The 20,448-nt window shown below is 73.5% G+C and carries 18 protein-coding genes; 15 read left to right on the forward strand and 3 right to left on the reverse strand.

From position 1 onward, the window contains the following. From LJ657_RS47505 to metK, 3 genes are all read right to left on the reverse strand, one after another. Positions 1–1,080, reverse strand: a 1,080-nt coding sequence (locus LJ657_RS47505; protein WP_232655985.1) for a homocysteine S-methyltransferase family protein, incomplete at its 3' end; no start/stop codon positions are given. Then, positions 1,077–2,060 carry a carbohydrate kinase family protein gene (locus LJ657_RS47510; protein WP_232655986.1) on the reverse strand — a complete coding sequence of 328 codons (984 nt, stop codon included), beginning with the start codon at positions 2,058–2,060 and terminating at the stop codon, positions 1,077–1,079. The genes LJ657_RS47510 and LJ657_RS47505, both read right to left, overlap by 4 nt. A gap of 1 nt (position 2,061) precedes the next feature. After that, positions 2,062–3,282 (reverse strand): methionine adenosyltransferase, encoded by a 1,221-nt coding sequence (metK, locus tag LJ657_RS47515; RefSeq protein ID WP_232655987.1) that lies wholly within the window; start codon positions 3,280–3,282, stop codon positions 2,062–2,064. Between the two features lie 461 nt (positions 3,283–3,743). On the opposite strand from metK, the gene LJ657_RS47520 reads away from it, so the two are divergent. The 15 genes from LJ657_RS47520 to LJ657_RS47590 form a co-directional block, all read left to right on the forward strand. Further along, positions 3,744–4,709 carry an aromatase/cyclase gene (locus tag LJ657_RS47520; RefSeq protein WP_232655989.1) on the forward strand — a complete coding sequence of 322 codons (966 nt, stop codon included), beginning with the start codon at positions 3,744–3,746 and terminating at the stop codon, positions 4,707–4,709. Further along, a complete protein-coding gene (locus LJ657_RS47525; protein WP_232655990.1) occupies positions 4,706–6,496 on the forward strand; it encodes an acyl-CoA dehydrogenase family protein in 1,791 nt (596 codons plus the stop codon). Before LJ657_RS47520 ends, LJ657_RS47525 begins: the two co-directional genes overlap by 4 nt. Positions 6,497–6,578: 82 nt before the next feature. Next, positions 6,579–7,469 (forward strand): 4'-phosphopantetheinyl transferase family protein, encoded by an 891-nt coding sequence (locus LJ657_RS47530; protein ID WP_232655991.1) that lies wholly within the window; start codon positions 6,579–6,581, stop codon positions 7,467–7,469. 122 nt (positions 7,470–7,591) lie between these two features. Then, positions 7,592–11,011, forward strand: a complete 3,420-nt coding sequence (locus tag LJ657_RS47535) for a condensation domain-containing protein (protein WP_232655992.1) — start codon at positions 7,592–7,594, stop codon at positions 11,009–11,011. Positions 11,012–11,141: 130 nt separating this feature from the next. After that, entirely contained in the window at positions 11,142–12,371 is a 1,230-nt protein-coding gene (locus LJ657_RS47540) for an NtaA/DmoA family FMN-dependent monooxygenase (RefSeq protein ID WP_232655993.1), read from the forward strand. A gap of 102 nt (positions 12,372–12,473) precedes the next feature. Continuing rightward, positions 12,474–12,701, forward strand: a complete 228-nt coding sequence (locus LJ657_RS47545; protein WP_232655994.1) for a DUF6059 family protein — start codon at positions 12,474–12,476, stop codon at positions 12,699–12,701. After that, positions 12,698–14,266 (forward strand): acyl-CoA carboxylase subunit beta, encoded by a 1,569-nt coding sequence (locus LJ657_RS47550; protein WP_232655995.1) that lies wholly within the window; start codon positions 12,698–12,700, stop codon positions 14,264–14,266. Before LJ657_RS47545 ends, LJ657_RS47550 begins: the two co-directional genes overlap by 4 nt. A 17-nt stretch (positions 14,267–14,283) precedes the next feature. After that, positions 14,284–14,481 carry an acyl-CoA carboxylase epsilon subunit gene (locus LJ657_RS47555; protein WP_232655996.1) on the forward strand — a complete coding sequence of 66 codons (198 nt, stop codon included), beginning with the start codon at positions 14,284–14,286 and terminating at the stop codon, positions 14,479–14,481. Between the two features lie 108 nt (positions 14,482–14,589). Continuing rightward, a complete protein-coding gene (locus LJ657_RS47560) occupies positions 14,590–14,958 on the forward strand; it encodes a hypothetical protein (protein WP_232655997.1) in 369 nt (122 codons plus the stop codon). A 71-nt stretch (positions 14,959–15,029) separates the two neighbouring features. Next, entirely contained in the window at positions 15,030–16,463 is a 1,434-nt protein-coding gene (locus LJ657_RS47565) for an FAD-binding oxidoreductase (RefSeq protein WP_232656001.1), read from the forward strand. Beyond that, entirely contained in the window at positions 16,460–17,233 is a 774-nt protein-coding gene (locus LJ657_RS47570; RefSeq protein WP_232656005.1) for an SDR family NAD(P)-dependent oxidoreductase, read from the forward strand. The genes LJ657_RS47565 and LJ657_RS47570 overlap by 4 nt, the downstream gene beginning before the upstream one ends. Before the next feature lie 70 nt (positions 17,234–17,303). Further along, a complete protein-coding gene (locus LJ657_RS47575; RefSeq protein ID WP_232656006.1) occupies positions 17,304–18,554 on the forward strand; it encodes a cytochrome P450 in 1,251 nt (416 codons plus the stop codon). 6 nt (positions 18,555–18,560) lie between these two features. Then, positions 18,561–18,764: a ferredoxin gene (locus LJ657_RS47580; RefSeq protein ID WP_232656008.1), complete on the forward strand. Its 204-nt coding sequence runs from the start codon at positions 18,561–18,563 to the stop codon at positions 18,762–18,764. Between the two features lie 157 nt (positions 18,765–18,921). Beyond that, the gene (locus tag LJ657_RS47585) at positions 18,922–19,884 is read left to right on the forward strand and encodes a GNAT family N-acetyltransferase (RefSeq protein ID WP_232656009.1); all 963 of its coding nucleotides are present in this window, start codon (positions 18,922–18,924) and stop codon (positions 19,882–19,884) included. 82 nt (positions 19,885–19,966) lie between these two features. Then, positions 19,967–20,448: FAD-dependent monooxygenase (locus LJ657_RS47590; RefSeq protein ID WP_232656011.1), on the forward strand; the 482-nt coding region annotated here is incomplete at its 3' end.

Raw genomic sequence — 20,448 nt, forward strand, 5'->3', positions numbered from 1 at the left:
CATCGCCTCGCGGAACTTCTTCGATCCGTTGGCGTTGGTGCGCTCGCCGATCGCCAGATACGCGGTGTCCTGACGGAACGGCACCGTCTGGTAGAGGGAGGCCGCACCCGGCTCCGGCCGCGGGTCGCGCTCACCCGGGGCGAGGCCGCGCACCCGCTCGACGACCTGGCGCAGATGCTCGGGCGTGGTGCCGCAGCAGCCGCCGATGAGGGAGAGTCCGTACTCGCGCACGAAGGTCTCCTGCGCGTCGGCCAGGCCCTCGGGGCCGAGCGGGAAGTGCGCACCGTCCTTGGTGAGCACCGGCAGGCCCGCGTTCGGCATGCACAGCAGCGGGATGCGGGAGTGCCGGGTGAGGTAGCGCAGGTGCTCGCTCATCTCGGCCGGGCCGGTCGAGCAGTTCAGGCCGATCATGTCGATGCCCAGCGGCTCCAGAGCCGTCAGCGCGGCGCCGATCTCGGAGCCGAGCAGCATGGTGCCGGTCGTCTCGAAGGCCATCGACACCACCAGCGGCACGTCGGTGCCGGTGGCCTCCATGGCGCGGCGGGCGCCGAGCACCGAGGCCTTGGTCTGCAGCAGGTCCTGGGTGGTCTCCACGATCAGGGCATCCGCGCCGCCCGCGAGCAGGCCCTCGGCGTTGGCCTGGTAGCCGTCGCGGATCGTCGTGTATCCCACGTGGCCCAGCGTCGGCAGCTTGGTGCCGGGGCCGATCGACCCCAGCACCCAGCGGGTGCGGCCGTCGCGGGCCGCGAACTCGTCCGCCACCTCGCGGGCGATCCGGGCGCCCGCCTCCGACAGCTCGTGCACCCGGTCGGCGATGTCGTACTCCGACGCGGCCGTGTGGTTGGCGCCGAAGGTGTTGGTCTCCACGCAGTCGACGCCTGCGTCGAAGTACTCGGCGTGCACCGAGCGGACGATGTCCGGCCGGGTGAGGTTGAGGATCTCGTTGCAGCCTTCGAGGTTCTCGAAGTCCTCGAGGGTGGGGTCCTGCGCCTGCAGCATCGTGCCCATCGCTCCGTCGGCGACCACCACACGGGTGGCGAGCGCCTCACGGAGCGCGGACACACGGGCAGCCTCGGTCATGAGCGCACCACCAGACGAGAGGAGAGGGCGTCCGCCGCAGTACGGCCGTAGGCCCCTTCGAGACGGGTCAGCAGCTCGGCGCGGCCCAGAGTGTGTTCCTGAGTGCCCACCGTCTCCAGGGCGAGAACGGCGGTGACGCTGCCGAGCCGGGCCGCGTCCCGCGGGTTCGCCCCGCGGGCGAGGGCGGCCAGGAAGCCTGCGCGGTAGGCGTCGCCGACGCCGGTGGGATCGGCGGCACAGCCGGCCGGGGCGGCCGGGACCTCGATGGTGGTGCGGCCCGCCTGCCGGATGCGGGAGCCGGCCGCGCCGAGCGTGGTGATCCACAGGCCCGTGCGGCCGAGGACCTGCTCCTGTGTCCAGCCGCTGCGTTCCTGGAGGAGGGCCGACTCGTACTCGTTGGTGAACAGCATCCGCGAGCGGTCGATCAGGGCCCGGACCTGGTCGCGTTCGAGGCGGGCCAATTGCTGTGAGGGGTCGGCGGCGACGGGGAGGCCGAGTTCGTGGCACTCGCGGGTGTGCCGCAGCATCGCCTCGGGGTCGTTGGGCGAGACGAGGACCAGGTCGAGTCCTTGGGCACGGGCGAGGACCGGGGCGAGGGAGATGTGCCGGGCCTCGGCCATCGCACCGGTGTAGAAGGTGGCGATCTGGTTCTGGTCGGCGTCCGTGGTGCAGACGAAGCGGGCGGTGTGCAGATCGGGACTGACGCGCACCGACTCGGTGTCCACGCCCTGTTCCTTCAGCAGCACCCGGTACGGCTCGAAGTCGCTGCCCACGGCACCGACCAGTACCGGCGCGAGGCCCAACCGGCCCAGGCCCCAGGCGATGTTGGCGGCTACGCCCCCGCGCCGGACGTCCAGCGAGTCGGCGAGGAAGGACAGGGAGACGCGGTCGAGCCGGCCCGCCATGAGCTGGTCGGCGAACCTGCCGGGGAAGACCATGAGGTGGTCCGTGGCGATGGACCCGGTGACGGCGATCCGCATGTCAGGCTCCGGCGGCCCGGCGCAGCGCGTCGGCCCGGTCGGTGCGCTCCCAGGTGAAGTCGGGCAGCTCACGGCCGAAGTGGCCGTAGGCGGCAGTCTGGGCGTAGATGGGGCGCAGCAGGTCCAGGTCGCGGATGACGGCCGCCGGGCGCAGGTCGAAGACCTCGTCGATCGCCTGCTGGATCCTGTCGGCATCGATCTTCTCGGTGCCGAAGGTCTCCACGAACAGGCCGACCGGCTCCGCCTTGCCGATCGCGTACGCCACCTGCACCTCACAGCGGGAGGCCAGGCCCGCGGCGACGACGTTCTTGGCGACCCAGCGCATGGCGTAGGCGGCCGAGCGGTCCACCTTGGAGGGGTCCTTGCCGGAGAAGGCGCCGCCGCCGTGGCGGGCCATGCCGCCGTACGTGTCGATGATGATCTTGCGGCCGGTGAGGCCGGCGTCGCCCATCGGGCCGCCGATCTCGAAGCGGCCGGTCGGGTTGACCAGCAGGCGGTAGTTCTCGGTGTCGAGCTTGATGCCGTCCTGCGCCAGGGCCCGCAGCTCCGGTTCGACCACCGACTCGCGGATGTCGGGGGTCAGCAGGGAGTCCAGGTCGATGTCGGCGGCGTGCTGCGAGGAGACGACGACCGTGTTGAGGCGGACGGCCTTGTCACCGTCGTACTCGATGGTGACCTGCGTCTTGCCGTCCGGGCGCAGGTAGGGGAGCGTGCCGTTCTTGCGCACGTCGGAGAGGCGCTTGGACAGCCGGTGCGCCAGGAAGATCGGCAGCGGCATCAGGGTGGGCGTCTCGTCCGAGGCGTACCCGAACATCAGGCCCTGGTCGCCCGCGCCCTGCCGGTCCAGCTCGTCCGCCTCCTCCCCTCGGGAGGCACCCTCGACGCGGGCCTCGTAGGCCGCGTCGACACCCTGAGCGATGTCGGGGGACTGCGCGCCGATGGAGACGGAGACACCGCAGGAGGCGCCGTCGAAGCCCTTGGCCGAGGAGTCGTAGCCGATCTCGAGGATCTTCTCGCGCACCAGCTGAGCGATCGGCGCGTAGGCCCGGGTGGTCACCTCGCCGGCCACGTGCACCAGACCGGTGGTGATCAGCGTCTCCACGGCGACCCGGGAGGCCGGGTCCTGGCGCAGGAGGGCGTCGAGGATGGTGTCGCTGATCTGGTCAGCGATCTTGTCGGGGTGACCTTCGGTCACGGACTCCGAGGTGAACAGAAGCCCCATAGCGAATTTCCTCCGCTTTCAGGTCGGATGAGGGAAGCCGTGCGCTGGATGTCCATGCCGCCGGGAAGACGCCGCCCGGATGCCCGGGAGGTATGTGGTGTCGATTCGACGCCACCCGCGCCGAGCGCGGGTGGAAAGAAGCTCGACCAAACCTCCAGCCCGTGCCGCCGGGCCGCCGGTGCGGCCCCCGGCGGCCCGACCGAGGCGGATGCTCGGCGTCCGCAGCGGCTCCCGGTAGGCAGCCGCTCGCCGGGTGCTGGAACAACGCTCGAACCCCGCGGCCGGAACGCACCGCGACGGCTCGGTCCCCGCCGCCCACCTGTGCCGCAGCAATCGCTGGGCGAGCGCGAGCGTGCCGTGTCCCCCCGGCGGCACCAGCGGTGGTCCACCCGGTTTCCACCGGGCTTCGAGCTGACGGCCGCACAGTCGTCCCACACGTGAAAAGAAGGGGGCGAACGCCGATGCCCGTACCGGCCGTACACCGCACATCGCATCGGATCGAGGTGGCCGCTCCCGCCGGAGTGGTTTACGGACTCGTCGCGGACGCCGAGCGCTGGCCGCTGTTCTTCGCCCCGAACGTGCATGTGGAGCCACTGGACCTGGAAGGCCCCGAGCAGCGCCTGCGCATGTGGGCACGTGCCGAGGGCCGGATCACCTCCTGGATCACCCGGCGCACCCTCGACCCCGGTGCCCGGCGCATCTCCTTCCGCCAGGAGGTGACCTCCGCGGCCGTGGACAGCATGCTGGGCATCTGGAACGTCGAGCAGACGGCGGACGGTTCCTCGCTGCTGACGCTGGAACGGGAGTTCTCGGTGGCCGACGGCCGCCTCGCGGCGGAGTCGACCGGGGACGCGAACATCCGCGCCCACATGGCGAACCTCAAGAGCCTGGCGGAGCGGTGGGCCGTCCTGGACGAACTGGTCGTCACTGTCGAGGACGCCGTACGTGTCGAGGGACCCTCCGAGCTCGTCTACGGCTTCCTGTATCGGGCCGCCGCCTGGCCCGGCACCGTCCCTGGTGTGACCGGCGTGCATCTGGTGGAGGACGTGCCTGGCATCCAGACACTCTGCGCGCCGAGCACGGCGGGCGGCGCCGGGGGCACCGTCGCCGTGCGGCTGTGCTTCACGCACGGCGGGGTCATCGTCTACAAGGTGACCGAGCCGCCCGAGCTGGTCTCGGGACAGGCCGGGGAGTGGTCGGTGGAGCCCGACCCGGGCGGGGTGACGGTGCGGGCGCGGCACCGGGTGGTGCTCGACGAGCACGACGTGGCGCGGGTGCTGGGAGAAGGCGCCGGGCTGGCCGACGCCCGCCGGCACGTGCGCGAGCGCGTCGGCCGGGAAAGCGCCGCCCTCCTCCGCCTCGCCAAGCGCCACGCGGAGGACGCCGTCCGCCTGCTCACGCCGAGCAGCCTGCCGGGCCCGTCATGACCCTCACCCCGGACATCGCCGCCCCACCGTGGGCCGCGGACCGGCGGCACGCCCTGTCCCCCCGGCACACCGCCACGGACGGGCGGGCCGCCGCGCTGCGCCGCGCCGCCCGCCTGGACGCCCTGCTCGAAGACCCGTACGACCCGGGCAGCGAACACGGCTTCGCCGCGTTCCTCGCCGCCGACCGGGAGCGCCGCCCCGTCCTCTCCGCGGAAAGGCTGCTCGCCGAAGCGGGCCTGGCCGCCGAGTTCGTCCCCGCCCGCCACGGCGGCGGCCTGACCCGGGCCGACCTGCTCATGAAGGTGCTGCGCCCCGTCTTCCGGCGCGATGTGGCGCTCGGCTTCGCGGGCGGTGTCACCTCGCTGTTCGCCGCCTCCGCGGTATGGGCGGCCGGCACCGACGCACAGCAGAGGGCCGTCGCCCGACTGCTGCTGGGCGGCGGGCGGACCACCGTGGTGCACCCGGGGCTCGCCCCGGCCGGCGGGGTCCGGCGTGAGGAGGTCACTGCCCGGCGCACGGCCGACGACACCGGGATGCTCGTCAGCGGCGGCAAGGACGTCATCATCGACGCGGCACGCGCCGACGTCTACGTCGTCCACGCCCGCACCGCCGAGACCGGCCCGCGCACCCACTCGGTCCTCCTGCTGGACCGCGCACAGCTGCCCGGCGCCTCACTGGAGCGGCTACCGCGGGTCGCGACCGAGGGGATGCGCGGCGCTGTCTTCTCCGGGCTGCGGTTCACCCGGTGCCCGGTGCCCGATGAGGCCCTCGTGGGCCGGCCGGGCGACGGCGCCCAGCTGGCCCTGCGCATGAACCAGGTCAACCGCTGCCTCGTCGCCGGCGCCGCGACCGCCGCCCTCGACCCGGTCCTGCGCGCCGCGGTCCACACCGCCACCGACGGCCGCCCCGGGCCGCCGGCCCGCCGCTGGCACCGGCCGCTCGCCGGGGTCTTCACCGACCTGCTCGTCTGCGACGCCCTCGCCACGGTGTGCCTGCGCGCGGTCGGCCTGCTGCCCGACCGGGCCCACGCGCCCACGGTGGCCGCCACCTACACCGTGCCCGCGCTGCTCACCGACGCACTGGAGGAGCTGTCCGGCGTCCTCGGCACACAGGGTGGGGGCGGCGACCTGCTGCACGGCATTCTGGCCAAGCTGGTACGCGATCTGCCGGCCGCCGGGCTCGGGCGCGACGGCGCCGCAGCCTGCCAGGCCGTCATCGTTCCCCAACTGGGCGCGCTGGCACAGCAGTCCTGGCTGATGGAGGAGGAGCCGCCCGCCGAACTGTTCCGCGGGCGGGCCGACCTGCCGCCGCTGGACCACGGGGCGCTGGCCTTCGCGGGCGGCGGGGACTTCCTCGCCGCCGCACTGACAGGAGCCGCCGAACGGCTGGGCTGCTCGCGCCGGGTCGGCGGCCGCAGCGCCCTGCTGGCAGATCTGGCCGAGGCGTTCCTGGCGGAGCTGCGCCTGCTGCGAGAGCAGTGCGCCCTGCTGCCCGAGCAGTTCGGCGAAGCCATGTCGGGGCCGGCGGCCTGCGCCCTGAGCGACCGCTACGGGCTGCTCGCCGCGGCGGCCGCCGTCCTGGCCGTCTGGGAGGGCCAGGAGGGAGACGACCCGTTCCTCGCCGACCCCGGCTGGGTGGTGCTCGCCCTGTCCCGGCTCGGCCGCCGGCTCGGGCTCGCGCTGCCCGATGTACCCGGGGACTGCGCCACGGGCGTCCTCGATGAGCTGCTGCGGCGCCACCGTGAGGGACGCGGCCTCGACCTCGACGCGGTCGAACTCACCCTGTGAGCGGCGGCCCCCACCCCCACCCGCAGGAGCCCGCAGGGCGGTCGGCGGAACCCACGCAGTGATCCACAGGAGGAGCGGACGGATGACGCAGGCGTCCCGCATCACCCAGCCCGTGCACGTGCCGGGGCCTTCCGGGCCGTGGGACGAGGTCCGGGAGGCGATGGCCCGGTGCGGCAGCGCGGTGGTCTTCACCACCTGGGGGGAGTGGCTGAGCGCGGTCGTCACCGAACCCCGGCTGCGCCTGCTGCTCGGCCGGGACTGGCCGCGTTACCGGCGTACCGCCGACCCTTTGGTACGGCACCGGTTCGCCGCGGCCCGGCTGGTGCTGAAGTACACGGCGGCGGCCGCCCTCGGCACCGACGCCGGCGAACTCGACCTCGCCTACAAGATCGGCGGGCGTCCCCACCTACGCGGGATACGCCAGGTCGACGTGGGACTCTCGCACACCGGCGAGCTCATCGTCGTCGGCGTCAGCCGCAGCGGACGTATCGGCGTCGATGCCGAACCGCTGACCCGCACCCTCACCTACGACGTGATGCGCGAGCGGATGTGCACACCCGCCGAACGGGCCGCCCTCACCGGCCTCGACGGCCCGGCACGGACAGCCGCCCTGCTGCGGCTGTGGACCCTGAAGGAGGCCTACACCAAGGCGCTGGGGCAGGGGCTGCGGCTGGACTTCACCGAGTTCGGCTTTCCCCCCGGTGCCGAGGGGGAGTTCGCCGCGGGTAACGAAGCGGGCCTGCTGGCCCCGGACGGCAGCCCCGCCGCACCGGGCACCTGGTCCTTCGGCACCTACCCGACGATGGCGCGCTACCTGGTCGCGGTGGCCCGCTACGACACGGGCCCGGCCGCGGCGCCCGGCGCCACCGAGCGGCCCGTGGCCGACGAGAGGTCCATGAGCCTCGTGGCGCAGCTGCTGCCCCGGCAGATGTGCACCGCAGGGCCGCATCAGCCCCGCTCAGGGACCGCTTAACGATGCCTGGAGGCCACGGGCGATCTCTTTCGGGCCGGGATAACGTGCCCCATGCATACATCTGCCGACCCGGAGCATGAGGAGGCAGCAGGGCTTCCGTCGGGCGAAAGGAGAGGCGGCTCATGACCAGACGCAGCTCCGCGGAACCGCCGTTGACCGTCGTGGCTGCCGGACCGGTGCTGGAGCTTTACGGCCCACTCGGCCCGGCCACGGTGGACAGGGCCCTTGCGCGCGCCGTCGTACGCCGCCCCGACCTGCGCGGCTGGAGCCTCGACGGCGACGAAGGACCGCGCGCGGACGGGGGTGGGACGGCGGGCGTGCTGCACGCACGCCTGCGACGGCACGGGGCCGGCCACCACACGCTGCACCTGGCCGCCAGCGGCACCGGACGACCGGACCGCCCCGAAGCGGCGCTCGACGCAGCCGGCCTGATGGCGGATCTGCTGAGCGTGCCGCCCGGCCCCGTACCGCTGGAACCCGCCCTGCGCGCCGTGCTGCGCACCCTGGACGAGGCTCCACACCGCGCTCACCGCGGCATGCTGCTGCGCTTCCGCGACGCCGTCGGCCCGGACGTACTGCGCGACGCGCTGGCCGCCGTGGTCGCCGCCCAGCCGATCCTATGTACCCCGCTCCGGGCGGGCCGGGCGGGCACGTTGCTGCTCGGCACCCGCACACAGGGCGTGCAGGCGCCACAGGGCCTGCTGACGACGGCCCGGTTCGCCGGCCCGGCCGCCTTCGACGCGGCCGTCGCCGACGCGCGCCGCGGCCTCGACCCCCGTACCGGCACGTCGCTGCGGGCCGTGCACGCCCAGGGCGGTGTACCCGGGCTCGCCGGGAGTGACCTGCTGTTCCTCGCGGTGCACGAGCTCGCCGCCGACCTGGCGTCCTGGCGCATCCTGCTGGAAGACCTGGACACGGCACTGGGAGCACTCGCCGCCGGAACGACGCCGCCGCTGCAGGGGGACGCGGGCTGGCTGGAGGAGTGGGGCGCACGGCTGGCCGCCACATCCGCCGACCGGGCGGACGAGACACCCGGCCCCGCCCCGGCACTCGCCTGCGGCACGGCCGCCGGGAGCGGCACGCCGCCAGCCGCCTCCGGCGCCTCCGCGGAAGGCGTCAGTGCGGAGGGCACCACCGCACCGTACGGCGACGGCGGGCCCGAGGCGGCGTACACCTGCTTCAGCCTGGGCGCGCGGGAGACCCGGCTGCTCACCACCATCCTGCCGCACTGGCACCGGCTGTCCGCCGCCGAGGTGCTGGCGGCGGCCTTCGGGCAGGCTCTGGCCCGCTGGTGCCGGGCGCGCGAGGCCGTCTTCGACCTGTGCACCGACGGACGTGCCCTGCTGCCCGCACACGCGCGGGCCGTGGGCCCTTTCACCCGCGCCCGCCGCATACGGCTGGACGCCGACCCGGACCTGGCGCCCGCGCGGTTCCTCGCCGCCGCGGCCGGCGCCCTCACCGCGGACGAACCGCCGGGCACCGGCCCGGGATCGCCCGCGGCAGGGCGCCTGCCCCGGGCTCGTCTCACCCACCACGATGCCGGGGAACTCCCGGCGCCCTCCCCGCGCTTCACCGTCGTCCGCACCGACGAGGAAGACCCGCCCCGGCGCACCGAGGGCTTCGGGGAGTACGGGATCGAGGTCCGCACGCACGTCGAGGACGGCAGGCTGCACGTCCGGGCCGTCGCCGGGGGCGTCCTGCGGGCCGACCTGGACGTCCTGTGCGGCCATCTGCGCACGGTGGCGGAGCAGTTGGCGGGCCCGGAGGCGGAGCGGTCCCCGGCGCCGTCCGCCGGGCCGGTCGTCGCGGCCACCCCCCGCCAGCAGCAGCTGCTCGCCCAGTCCCTGGCCCGCCCCGGCGCCGGACACCACATCGAGCAGCTCCAGTGGACTTGGAACGGGCCGCTGGACAGCGAGCGGTTCACCGCCGCGTGGCAGGCGGTGGCCGAGAGCGAGACACTGCTGCGCGCCGCGTTCGACCCGCGCGACCACACCCGGATCACCCTGCACGATCACGCCACCGTCCAGGTCGAACGGCTCTCCCACCAGGACATCACCTGGCCTTCGCTGCTGGAGCGCGACCGCCGCCGGGCCGTGGACGTCCACCGCCCGGGACCACTGCGGATCACCCTGCACGACGGGCCGGTCTCCGAGGCGGGAGCGGCGCAGACCCGCGTCCTGCTGACGTTCCACCAGGCACTGGTCGACACGTGGAGCGCGCAGGTGCTGCTGCGCGAGTTCTACCGCGCCTACCTGAACGGCGGCACCGCCGCCGGCGGTGAGCGGCGGCCCGACCTGCGTGACTACGCGCGCTGGCTCGAAGAGCAGGACACCGTGGGCGCCCGGGAGTTCTGGGCCGGCGCCACCCCGCCGCCCCAGGCCGTGTACCCGGCGCGCGTCGGGGCTCCCACGTCGCACACCGGTTCCGGGCGGATCTCCCGGCGGCTGTCGCGGCACGACGCCGTGCGGCTCGTCCACTGGGCGGCCGCCTGCGGCGTCACCGAGACGGCGGCGCTGCACGCCGCCTGGGCGCTGCTGCTACACCGGGCCACCGCGACCGGGCAGGCGGCCACCGTCGCCTTCGGCGTCTCCGTCGACGGCCGGGGGATCTCCCTGGAGGGCGTGGAGCAGCTGACCGGCCCGCTGCTCGGTGTGCTCCCGATGACCGTCGACGTCGACCCGGCCGGCACGGTGCCCCAGCTGCTGACGGCGCTGCGGGACCGGGCCCTGGACATGTCCGCATACGAATGGATCAGCACCGAGCATCTGCGGCGCTGGAGCGCGCGGGGCGACGACGAGGAGCTGTTCGCCACGGCGGTCCTCGTCGAACGTCCCGTCCGGCCCGGCGACGACCTGGTGGCCGAACTGTCCGGCCAGGGCATCACCTTCGAGCCACCGCACAGCACGGGCGCGTCCAGCACGCTGCCGATCGGACTGCTCGCCCGCTACAACCAGCTCGGCAACCTCGTGGTCACCGCGATCCACGACCGCAGCCGTTTCGCCGAGTCCGAGGCGGCCAAGCTGCTCGCGCAGAGCATGCGGCTGCTGCGCGTCTTCCCGGATCTCGCGGACGGCAGCCGACCCATCTCCGCGGTCCTCGATGCACTGTCCGACTCGGAGGTGCCGAGCATGGCGCCCGCCGCCGGCCCCGGCGACACCGTGCTGGTCACGCTGAGCCCGGGCCGTCGCACCGACGGTCCCGCCGTCTGCCTCGTCCCCCCGCCGGGCGCAGACCACGCCTGCTACGACGTCCTGGTGCCCCTGCACGCCGGTGCGGGGCCGCTGCTGGCGGTCAGCACCGCGCAGGAGCCGCACGCGGTGGCACAGGCACTGCTGAACGTCCTCGGGCCGGGCCGTCCCCTGGTGCTAGCGGGCTGGTCCGGCAGCGGACAGCCGGCGCACCGCATCGCCGCGCACGTGGCCGCCGGTGCCCGGCACGACCCGGTGATCGTGACGCACGGAGCGGGAGAGGCCTACGCCGAATCCCTCGCCGGCACCCTCGACCAGGTCCTCGGCGCCCTCGGCGACGGCCCGCGCCCGTGACCGGCCGCCGGCGGGCGGGGCCGGCCCGGTCCCGGCCGCCGGCCTGAGCGTTCTTCGAGGTGCTTGTGCTGCACTCCCGAGCGTGAGGGCCGGCCGCAGGAGCCGGGCCGATCCTGGGAGGCAGGCCCCGATGCGTACCGACCGCACACCCATGAGGCTGGGGGCGCTGTTGCCCGCCCCGGCGCTCGGACACCACGCCGCCGCATGGCGGCACCCGGACGTCCGGCCCGAGAGGGCGTTCAGCTTCGACCACTACCGCACTCTGGCACAGACCGCCGAGCGGGGCGGCCTCGACTTCCTGCTGCTGGGAGACAGCCCGGGCGGGCAGGCCGTCGGTGATGCCGCCCGGCACGGCCGTGACAGCGCGGTGGCCCACCTGGAGCCCCTGACGCTGATGTCCGCGCTGGCCGTGCACACCCGGCACATCGGCCTCGCGGCCACGGCGACGACCACCTGCGCCGAACCGTTCGCCCTCGCCCGCACCCTCGCCTCGCTCGACTTTCTCAGCGGCGGCCGCTGCGGCTGGCACGTCGCCGTGCCCGTCAGCGACGCCGAGGCCCGCAACTTCGGCATGGACCGGGCACCGGGCGAAGGGATGGCATACCACCGGGCCCAGGAGTTCCTGGAGGTCACCGGCCGGCTGTGGGACTGCTGGGAGGACGACGCGTTCCTCTACGACCAGGCCGGCGGCCGGTACGTCGACCCCGCCAAGGTGCACGTGCCCGACCACCAGGGCGACCACTTCCGGGTGCGCGGCCCGCTCACCGTGCCGCGCCCGCCCCAGGGCCGCCCCGTGCTGCTGCACCCCGCGGCCGCTTGTGCCGACGCGCGGGAGCTTGCCGCGCAGTGGGCCGACGTGGTGCTGACCGGGCAGCGGACCGTGGTGCGGGCGCGCGCGGAACGGCATGCATGGCGCGCCCTGGTCGCCGACCGGGACCGGGACCCGGACCGGGTACGGATCCTCGCCACGGTCTTCCTGGTCACCGGCCGCACCAGGGCCGAGGCCGAGGACACCTACGCCGCGCTCCAGGACCTGCTGGACCCCGCCGCCCGGCTCGCCGTCTCCGGCACCGCGCCCAGCCCCGCGTTCCTGCTCGGCTCCGCGACGGACGTCGCCGACGAGCTGGAGGAGTGGTTCAACCAGGGCGCCGCCGACGGCTTCGTGTTCCTGCCCGGCCATCTGCCCGCCGGGCTGGCCGCGCTGGCCGACCTCGTCGTCCCCGAGCTGCGCCGCCGCGGCCTGGTCCGGTCCCGGTACGACGGCTACACCCTGCGCGACCACCTGGGGCTGGCTCGCCCCGGTACGGCGGCCGTAAGCGGCTCTGGGGCACTTCTCAAGCGACTCTCGAAGCACCTTTGAGCGGGTCCTGTGACCGTGGGCGAGTCCGACACTGCGCATCGGGAAAAGAGGAGGACGGTCCATGCCGCTGCAGACGGCCCGGTCCTCGGTGACGGGGGAGACGTGGACGCCTGGTCGATAACCGCCTCGATCCTGCGGGCCATCGGCCGGTCGCTGGCCGCCGCCGGTGCCATCTGGGTCTATATCCCCGTCCCGGACGAATCAGCCCGGGAGTGGATCCTGCTCACACCCCCGCCGGGGCACCCCGAGCGGCTTCGCCCCGACGTCCCGCTCAGTGCGGTCGAACGGCACCTGGCACGCTCGCTGTCGCACCCGGAGGACATCGCATGACCATCGCTACCGAGGCCGTGGTACCCGACCGTCTGACCGAACTCGCCGAGATCAAGGCGCTGGCGGTCGACGGCCCCGACGACCAGGCCACCGCACGCCAGCACGCCAAGGGCAAGCTGACCGCCCGGGAGCGCATCGGCCTGCTGCTCGACGAGGGCTCGTTCCAGGAGGTCGAAGCCCTGCGCCGGCACCGCGCCACCGGCTTCGGACTGGAGGACAAACGGCCCTACACCGACGGTGTCGTCACCGGGTGGGGCACCGTGCACGGCCGTACCGTCTTCGTCTACGCGCACGACTTCCGCATCTTCGGCGGTGCCCTCGGCGAGGCCCACGCAGCGAAGATCCACAAGGTGATGGACCTGGCGCTGGCCGCCGGCGCCCCGCTGGTCTCGCTCAACGACGGCGCCGGCGCCCGCATCCAGGAGGGCGTCACCGCGCTCGCCGGCTACGGCGGCATCTTCCAGCGCAACACCAGGGCCTCCGGCGTCATCCCGCAGATCAGCGTGATGCTGGGCCCGTGCGCCGGGGGCGCCGCCTACTCGCCGGCCCTGACGGACTTCGTGTTCATGGTGCGCGAGACCTCGCAGATGTTCATCACCGGCCCGGACGTCGTCAAGGCCGTCACCGGCGAGGAGATCACCCAGAACGGGCTCGGCGGGGCCGACGTCCACGCCGGCGTGTCCGGCGTCGCGGCCTTCGCCCACGACGACGAGGCCGCCTGCCTGGAGGACGTGCGGTTCCTGCTGTCGCTGCTGCCGTCCAACAACCGCGAGACGGCGCCGCGGCAGCCCTCCGACGACCCGGCCGGCCGGCTCACCGAGGCACTGCGAAAGATCGTGCCGGCCAGCGCCCACCAGGCCTACGACATACGCGCCGTCATCGAGGAGATCGTCGACGACGGGGAGTACTTCGAGATCCAGCCGCACTGGGCGGCCAACGTGGTCTGCGCGCTGGTCCGCCTCGACGGACACGTCACGGGCGTGGTCGCCAACCAGCCCGCCGCCTTCGCCGGCGTCCTGGACATCCACGCCAGCGAGAAGGCGGCGCGGTTCGTGCAGTTCTGCGACGCCTTCTCCATACCGCTGGTGACGCTGGTCGACGTACCGGGCTTCCTGCCGGGCGTGGACCAGGAGCACGGCGGCATCATCCGGCACGGCGCCAAGCTGCTGTACGCCTACTGCAACGCGACCGTCCCGCGGGTGCAACTGATCCTGCGCAAGGCCTACGGCGGCGCGTACATCGTCATGGACTCGCGTTCCATCGGTGCGGACGTCTCCCTGGCGTGGCCCACCAATGAGATCGCCGTCATGGGCGCCGAGGGCGCCGCCAACGTCATCTTCCGCCGGGAGATCGCCGCCGCCGACGACCCCGACGCCGTACGCGCGCAGAAGATCAAGGAGTACCAGTCGGAGCTGATGCACCCCTACTACGCTGCCGAACGCGGCCTGGTGGATGACGTCATCGACCCCGCCGACACCCGCTCCGCGCTGATCGGCGCGCTGGCGATGCTGCGGTCGAAGTACGCCGACCTGCCGTCGCGCAAGCACGGCAACCCGCCGCTGTGACGGGCGAGGAGGACACGATGACCCTCTGGCGGATCACGGGCGGCACCCCCACGGCGGAGGAGACCGCCGCCCTCACCGCGGTGCTCACCGCCCTGCTGGCCCGGCACGCCGCCGCGGGCGAGGAGGCGGGAGCGATCGAGGGGGCCGCGGCCACCTGCTGGCACCGCCCGCACCACAACCCGCACGCGCCCGCCGGGACGTGGCAGACCGGTTGAGCTGCCCGCGCGGGCGACTGCAGAGCCGTTCAAGTACCGCTCCAGCCCGGGGCGGCACCGTAGCGGCGAACATCCACACTCCACGAACCCTGTCAGGAGAGATGCGCCATGACCGACGCGCGGCTGGTCGGAACCTGGACGACGGAGCTGGAGGACGACGGCAAGTCCGTGTTCGGACTGGCGTCCTTCACCGGTGACGGCGGCGTCACCTGCTACCAGGTGAACGCCAAGAACATCGGCCTGGGCAACTGGGAGTCCACCGGCAAGGACTCCTTCCACTACAACTTCCACATCCTCGCCGTCAGCCCCGAGGGCCAGCATGTCGGTGAGGCACACGTCCTCGTCGAGGGCGAGTTCGTCTCCGACGACCGCTGGGAGGGCACCGGCGGCGCCAACTTCTACTCGCCCACCGGTGAACTGCTGCGCGGCCACGAGGGCTCCAAGGTCGTCGCCCGCAAGTTCGGCATCGACAAGTAGTCCGCCCAGCACGCCGGCTCGCACTGCCGCCGCCCCCCCCCGGCCGGCACGTCACGGAGGAAGGACCCGCCATGCTGCGCGATCGCCTCGAAGGTGAGCTCGTTCTCCCGTCGGATCCGGGGTACGGGCTCGCCACGCAGCTGCAGAACACCGAGTACGACACCGTCACCCCCGCCGGCATCGCCTACTGCCACTCGGCGAAGGACGTGCTGGCCTGCGTCCGGTACGCCCGGGACACCGGCGTCCGCGTCCACGTGCGCAGTGGTGGCCACAGCTTCAATGGCTGGTCCACCGGCGGGGGCCTGGTGGTCGACCTGTCGCGGATGAACCACGTCGCCGCCCGGGCGGGCGCCGTGCACATCGGCGCAGGCGTCCAGTCCCTGGACGCCCTCGACCGGCTCAAGCCGCTGGGCCGCCAGATCATCACCGGCACCTTCCCGACGGTCGGTCAGGGCGGTTTCCTGACCGGCGGCGGACTGGGCTGGCAGACCCGCCGGTTCGGCGTGGCGAGCGACCGGATCGTCTCCGCCCGCGTCGTGCTGGCCGACGGCCGCGTCGTCACCGCCTCGGCCGGGGAACACCCGGACCTGTACTGGGCGCTGCGCGGGGGAGGCGGTGGCACGTTCGGCATTGTCACCGAATTCGAACTGCTGCCCGTCGACGCGCCCCGGCTGACCTCCTTCGAGACGCTGTGGTCGTACGAGGACGCCGCCGAGGTGCTGACGGCTTGGCAGGCCTGGGCGGCGGAGGGCAGCGACGACATCGGCACCTCCCTGGTCGTGCTGCCGGGCATGTTCGGCCCCGGCGGCCGGCCGGTGGTGAAGGCCTGGGGCGTGCACCTGGGCGCGCCCGAGGACCTCGAACGCGCCCTGGACGAGCTCACCGAGCGCACCGGCACCAAGCCGGTGCACCGTGAGACGGGCGCTCCCGGCGCGTACGCCGACGTCATGCACGAGGCGCTGTGCGGTTCGAAGACCGTGCAGCAGTGTCACCGCACCGGCACCCACCCCGAGGCGGTCGGCCACCGCCACCCCTACACCCGGCAGGCTTACCGGCTCACCGGCCGGGCTGTCACCCGTGCCGAGGCGGAGACCCTCCTGAAGGCGTGGGACCCGGACCTGGACGGCGAGCGCTATCTGCTGTGCATCGCTCTGGGCGGGGCCGCCAACCGCGTGGGCCGCACCGAGACGGCGTACGTGCACCGCGACGCCCAGTTCCTGATGGGCTATCAGATGGCCACACGCGATGCGGAAGCAGCCGCGCGTGGGCCCGCCGAGCTGCAGGAATGGGCAGACCGGTGCGATGCCGCGCTCGCCCCGCTGGCCACCGGCTCCTACATCAACTTCCCCGCCTCCCGCACCGGCCCCGGCTGGGAGGCCGACCACTTCGGCGAGAACGCCCCCCGGCTGCGCGCGGTCAAGCACCACTACGACCCCGACGACTTCTTCCGGCACGCGCAGAGCATCCGCCCCGAGCCCGGCCGGACAACGGAGACAGGACGATGAAGACGGACCTGACGGACAAGGTGGTGCTGGTCACCGGCGCTTCCCGGGGCATCGGCCGGGCCACCGCCCTCGCCTACGCCGCCGAGGGCGCGCGGGTCGCGATCACCTACCACCGCGACGAGACAGGAGCGAAGGAGACGGCCGAGCAGGTGGCCGCCGCGGGCGGCAGCGCCCTCGTGGTCCCCCACGACCTCGCCGACCCCGAATCGATCCACGCCGTGGCCGACACCGTCGCCGCACCGTGGGGCGGCATCGACGTGCTGGTCACCTGCGCCATGGAGTGGGGCGACGCCATCCCGCGGCCCGGGCGGCAGATGCCCGCCTTCGAGGACGTCCCGCCCGACCAGTGGCGGCGGGTGCTGCACACCTGTCTGGACGCCGTCTTCGACACCGTCCAGGCCGTGCTGCCCCGGATGCGGGGCCGCGAGTGGGGCCGCATCGTCCTGCTCGGCGCGGGCCTGGCGGACGCCGGGATGGTCGGCGCGGGCGCGTACGGGGCCGCCAAGTCCGGCCTGTACGGCCTGGTGCGCAGCCTCGCCTGGGAGCTCGGGCCGGCCGGGATCCTGGTGAACCTGGTCGTCCCGGGCCAGACCCTGACCGAGAACGTGCTCGCCCACGCCTCGCCCCAGTTCCTGGAGAACAAGGCCAAGTCCCTTCCCTCCGGCCGGATGAACACGCCGGACGACGTCGCGCGCACCGTCGTCTTCCTCGGCTCCGCCGCCAACGGCAACGTCCACGGCGAGGCGCTGCGCGTCACCGGCGGTCTGTGAACGCCTGCCCGCCCCGTATCCACCAGCGGACCCGTCGCCGAAGCCGACGGCCGCACACCCTGGAGAACCCATGCCCGACACACTCGACGCGCCGATCACGCTGGCGGACGGGACCGACGACGCTCCCGCCTACCCGATCAAGCGCAGGTGCCCCTACCACATGCCGCCCGGATACGAGGAGCTGCGGGACAAGAGCCCGATCTCCCGCGTCACCCTGTGGAACGGACGGGTGGCCTGGCTGGTGACCGGCAACGAGGTCGGCCGCCGGCTGTTCCCGGACCAGCGGCTCTCCTCCGACGTCCTCGACCCCCGGTTCCCGCTGCTCGCGCCGCGCATCGAGGCCCAGCGGCAGCAGGCCGCCGCGCCGCCGCTGGTCGGCGTCGACGACCCGGTGCACGCCCGCCAGCGCCGCATGGTGCTGCCCAGCTTCGGCATCCGGCAGGTCAACGCGCTGCGTCCGGTGATCCAGCGGTACGCCGACGAACTGCTGGACAAGATGCTGGCCAAGGACCCGGGCACCACCGTCGACCTGCTCACCGAGTACGCGCTGCCCATGCCGTCCGCCGTCATCTGCACGCTGCTCGGCGTCCCCTACGAGGACCACCACTACTTCGACGAGCGCTCCCGGCACGTGCTGTCCTCCTCCGGCCCGGAGCAGGCGGCCCAGGCGCAGCAGGCGTTCACCGAGATCCTCACCTACCTGGACAACCTGATCAGCCGGAAGCAGGACGAGCCGGGTGACACCCTGCTGGACGAGCTGATCAGCCGTCAGCTGGAGGAGGGCAAGGTCGACCGGCACGAGCTGGCGATGCTCGCCACCGTCCTCCTGGTCTCCGGGCACGAGACCACATCCAACATGATCGCGCTGTCCACGATGGCGCTGCTGGCCCACCCCGAGCAGCTCCAGGCGCTGCGCGCCGACGAGTCGCTGATGCCGCGCGCCGTGGACGAGCTCATGCGCTACGCCTCCATCGGCGACATGCTGATGCGTGTGGCCAAGGAGGACATCGAGATCGAGGGCCACCTCATCAAGGCCGGCGACGGGGTGATCCTGTCGACGATGCTGATGAACCGGGACCCCGAGTCCTTCGAACGCCCCGACGAACTGGACATCCACCGCCAGGCCGGCCGCCACGTCGGCTTCGGCTACGGCATCCACCAGTGCATCGGCCAGAACCTCGCGCGTGCCGAGATGGAGATCGCCCTCGCCACCCTGCTGCGCCGCGTCCCGACGCTGCGGCTGGCCGTGCCCGCCGACCAGATCGGCGTGAACGCGCCGTTCGTGCTGCAGGGCGTCACCGAACTGCCCGTCACCTGGTAGGCCACCGTGCATATCTCCATCGACAGCAACCGGTGCATCGGCTCCGCCCAGTGTGCGGTGACCGTCCCCGCCGTGTTCGAACAGGACGAGGACGGCCTGTCCACGGTGATCGCGGGCCGCGAGGACGGCGCCGGGCAGCCGCTGGTGCGCGAGGCCGCGCGGGCGTGTCCCGTGCAGGCCATCACCCTCACGGAGACGGACCGGACCTGACCCCGCCCCGCCGGGGCCGACGACAGCCCCGGTCTCTCCACCGGTGGCCGGGTACGGCGGTGCGGCGCCCGTACCCGGCCACCGGCCGCCTTTCTTCCGGGCGCCTGTGCTCCGGTCGCCCCGCACCCGCACCCCCTGAAGCCCACGGAAGGAAGCCATGGAAATCCGCAGCCTCGACGGCGACGATCCGGCGACGATCTCGCTGCTCCTGCCCGGGTTCCGGGAGACGATGAGCCTGGAACTGCCCGGCGACCCGCCGGTCTCGCCCGCCCTGCTGGCCCGGTTGCTGCAGCGCCGGCACGGCGCCGACCGGATCGTCCTGGCAGCCTTCGACGACGGCCGGCCGGCCGGGTGCGTCAAGCTGGGTCTGGACGAGGGCGAGCCCGAGGGCCCGGGCCACGGTTCCCTGTGGGTCTTCCCGTCCTTCCGGCGCCGCGGCGCCGGCACGGCCCTGGCGGATGCCGCCCGCGCCGCGCTGCGCGGCCGCGGCCGCGGCCCGCTCCTCATCGACGCCCCGCACACCCCGGCCGCCGAGGCGTTCGCCGCCTCCTGCGGGGCGAAGCGGTGCGGCACCAGCCTGCGCAACCGTCTCGTGCTGCGCGGCCAGGCCCGGGCCGGCCTGACCGACCTCGCCGGCCGGGCGGTCGCCGGCCACCGCCTGGTGCACTGGCGGGACCGCTGCCCGCAAGGGCTGGTCGACTCCTACGCCCGCGCCTGGGAGACCCTGGACGCACCCGTCAACGGGCAGGCGGGGGTGCGCCGGCCCACCGCCGAGGACGTGCGCTCCCGCGAGGCGGAGGCCGCCCGGGCCGGTCACCGGCAGTACGTGAGCGCCGTCCTCGCCGAGGACAGCGGCGAGGTCTGCGGGTACGCCACGCTCCTGGTGCGGGACAGCCCGATGGCGGACACCGGGGAGACGCTCGTCCTCACCGGCCGGCGCCGCTGCGGGCTGGGCACCTGGCTCAAGGCCGACGTGCTCTCCCGGGTCGCCCGCGAGAACAAGCACCTGGCGCTGGTGCAGGCCTGGAACGACGTGCACAACACCGCGATCGTCGCCCTCAACCGCCGACTGGGCTTCCGCGCGGACAGTTCCTGGTCGACGTACTCCCTGCCCTGCTGACAGCGCGAGTCCCGTTCGAGCGGGGATCCAGTGGCCGCTGCCACGATCCGGCACAGACCGGCATCCGCGAGAGGGGTTCCCTGTGAGTACCAGCAGCACACGTGTACTGATCGCCGGCGGGAGTCTCGTCGGCCTGTCGACGGCGCTGTTCCTCGCGCATCACAACGTGCCCTGCATCATGGTCGAACGCCACCCCAGCACCTCCATCCACCCTCGCGCCGTCGGCTACTACCCGCGCACCGCCGAGCTGCTGCGCACGGTCGGCGTGGAGGAGGCGGCGAAGAGCGCCGCGGCCGGTTTCGAGAAGCACAAGACGCGCGCCGGCGTCGTCTCGCTGGCCGGTGAGGTGCTCTTCAGCAAGGAGGAACTTGAGGGCGGCGACGACCTGTCCGACCTGACCCCCTCCAAGCTGCTGCTGCTGCCGCAGGACCGGCTGGAGCCCCTGCTGCGGGCGCGGGCCGAAAAACTCGGCGCCGACCTGCGGTTCGGCACCGAGCTGGTCTCCTTCGCGCAGGACGACGACGGCGTCAGTGCCGTCCTGAGGGACGCGGACGGCGCCGAGAG

Origin of the sequence: Streptomyces guryensis, from assembly GCF_021261325.1 — a bacterium.
Classification (GTDB): Bacteria; Actinomycetota; Actinomycetes; order Streptomycetales; family Streptomycetaceae; genus Streptomyces; species Streptomyces guryensis.

What these genes read in the sequence shown, in the direction of transcription:
- LJ657_RS47510 (WP_232655986.1), bottom strand. Translation starts at nt 2,060, where the DNA reads ATGCGGATCGCCGTCACCGGGTCCATCGCCACGGACCACCTCATGGTC.
- metK (WP_232655987.1), bottom strand. Translation starts at nt 3,282, where the DNA reads ATGGGGCTTCTGTTCACCTCGGAGTCCGTGACCGAAGGTCACCCCGAC.
- LJ657_RS47520 (WP_232655989.1), top strand. Translation starts at nt 3,744, where the DNA reads ATGCCCGTACCGGCCGTACACCGCACATCGCATCGGATCGAGGTGGCC.
- LJ657_RS47525 (WP_232655990.1), top strand. Translation starts at nt 4,706, where the DNA reads ATGACCCTCACCCCGGACATCGCCGCCCCACCGTGGGCCGCGGACCGG.
- LJ657_RS47530 (WP_232655991.1), top strand. Translation starts at nt 6,579, where the DNA reads ATGACGCAGGCGTCCCGCATCACCCAGCCCGTGCACGTGCCGGGGCCT.
- LJ657_RS47535 (WP_232655992.1), top strand. Translation starts at nt 7,592, where the DNA reads ATGACCAGACGCAGCTCCGCGGAACCGCCGTTGACCGTCGTGGCTGCC.
- LJ657_RS47540 (WP_232655993.1), top strand. Translation starts at nt 11,142, where the DNA reads ATGCGTACCGACCGCACACCCATGAGGCTGGGGGCGCTGTTGCCCGCC.
- LJ657_RS47550 (WP_232655995.1), top strand. Translation starts at nt 12,698, where the DNA reads ATGACCATCGCTACCGAGGCCGTGGTACCCGACCGTCTGACCGAACTC.
- LJ657_RS47555 (WP_232655996.1), top strand. Translation starts at nt 14,284, where the DNA reads ATGACCCTCTGGCGGATCACGGGCGGCACCCCCACGGCGGAGGAGACC.
- LJ657_RS47560 (WP_232655997.1), top strand. Translation starts at nt 14,590, where the DNA reads ATGACCGACGCGCGGCTGGTCGGAACCTGGACGACGGAGCTGGAGGAC.
- LJ657_RS47565 (WP_232656001.1), top strand. Translation starts at nt 15,030, where the DNA reads ATGCTGCGCGATCGCCTCGAAGGTGAGCTCGTTCTCCCGTCGGATCCG.
- LJ657_RS47570 (WP_232656005.1), top strand. Translation starts at nt 16,460, where the DNA reads ATGAAGACGGACCTGACGGACAAGGTGGTGCTGGTCACCGGCGCTTCC.
- LJ657_RS47575 (WP_232656006.1), top strand. Translation starts at nt 17,304, where the DNA reads ATGCCCGACACACTCGACGCGCCGATCACGCTGGCGGACGGGACCGAC.
- LJ657_RS47585 (WP_232656009.1), top strand. Translation starts at nt 18,922, where the DNA reads ATGGAAATCCGCAGCCTCGACGGCGACGATCCGGCGACGATCTCGCTG.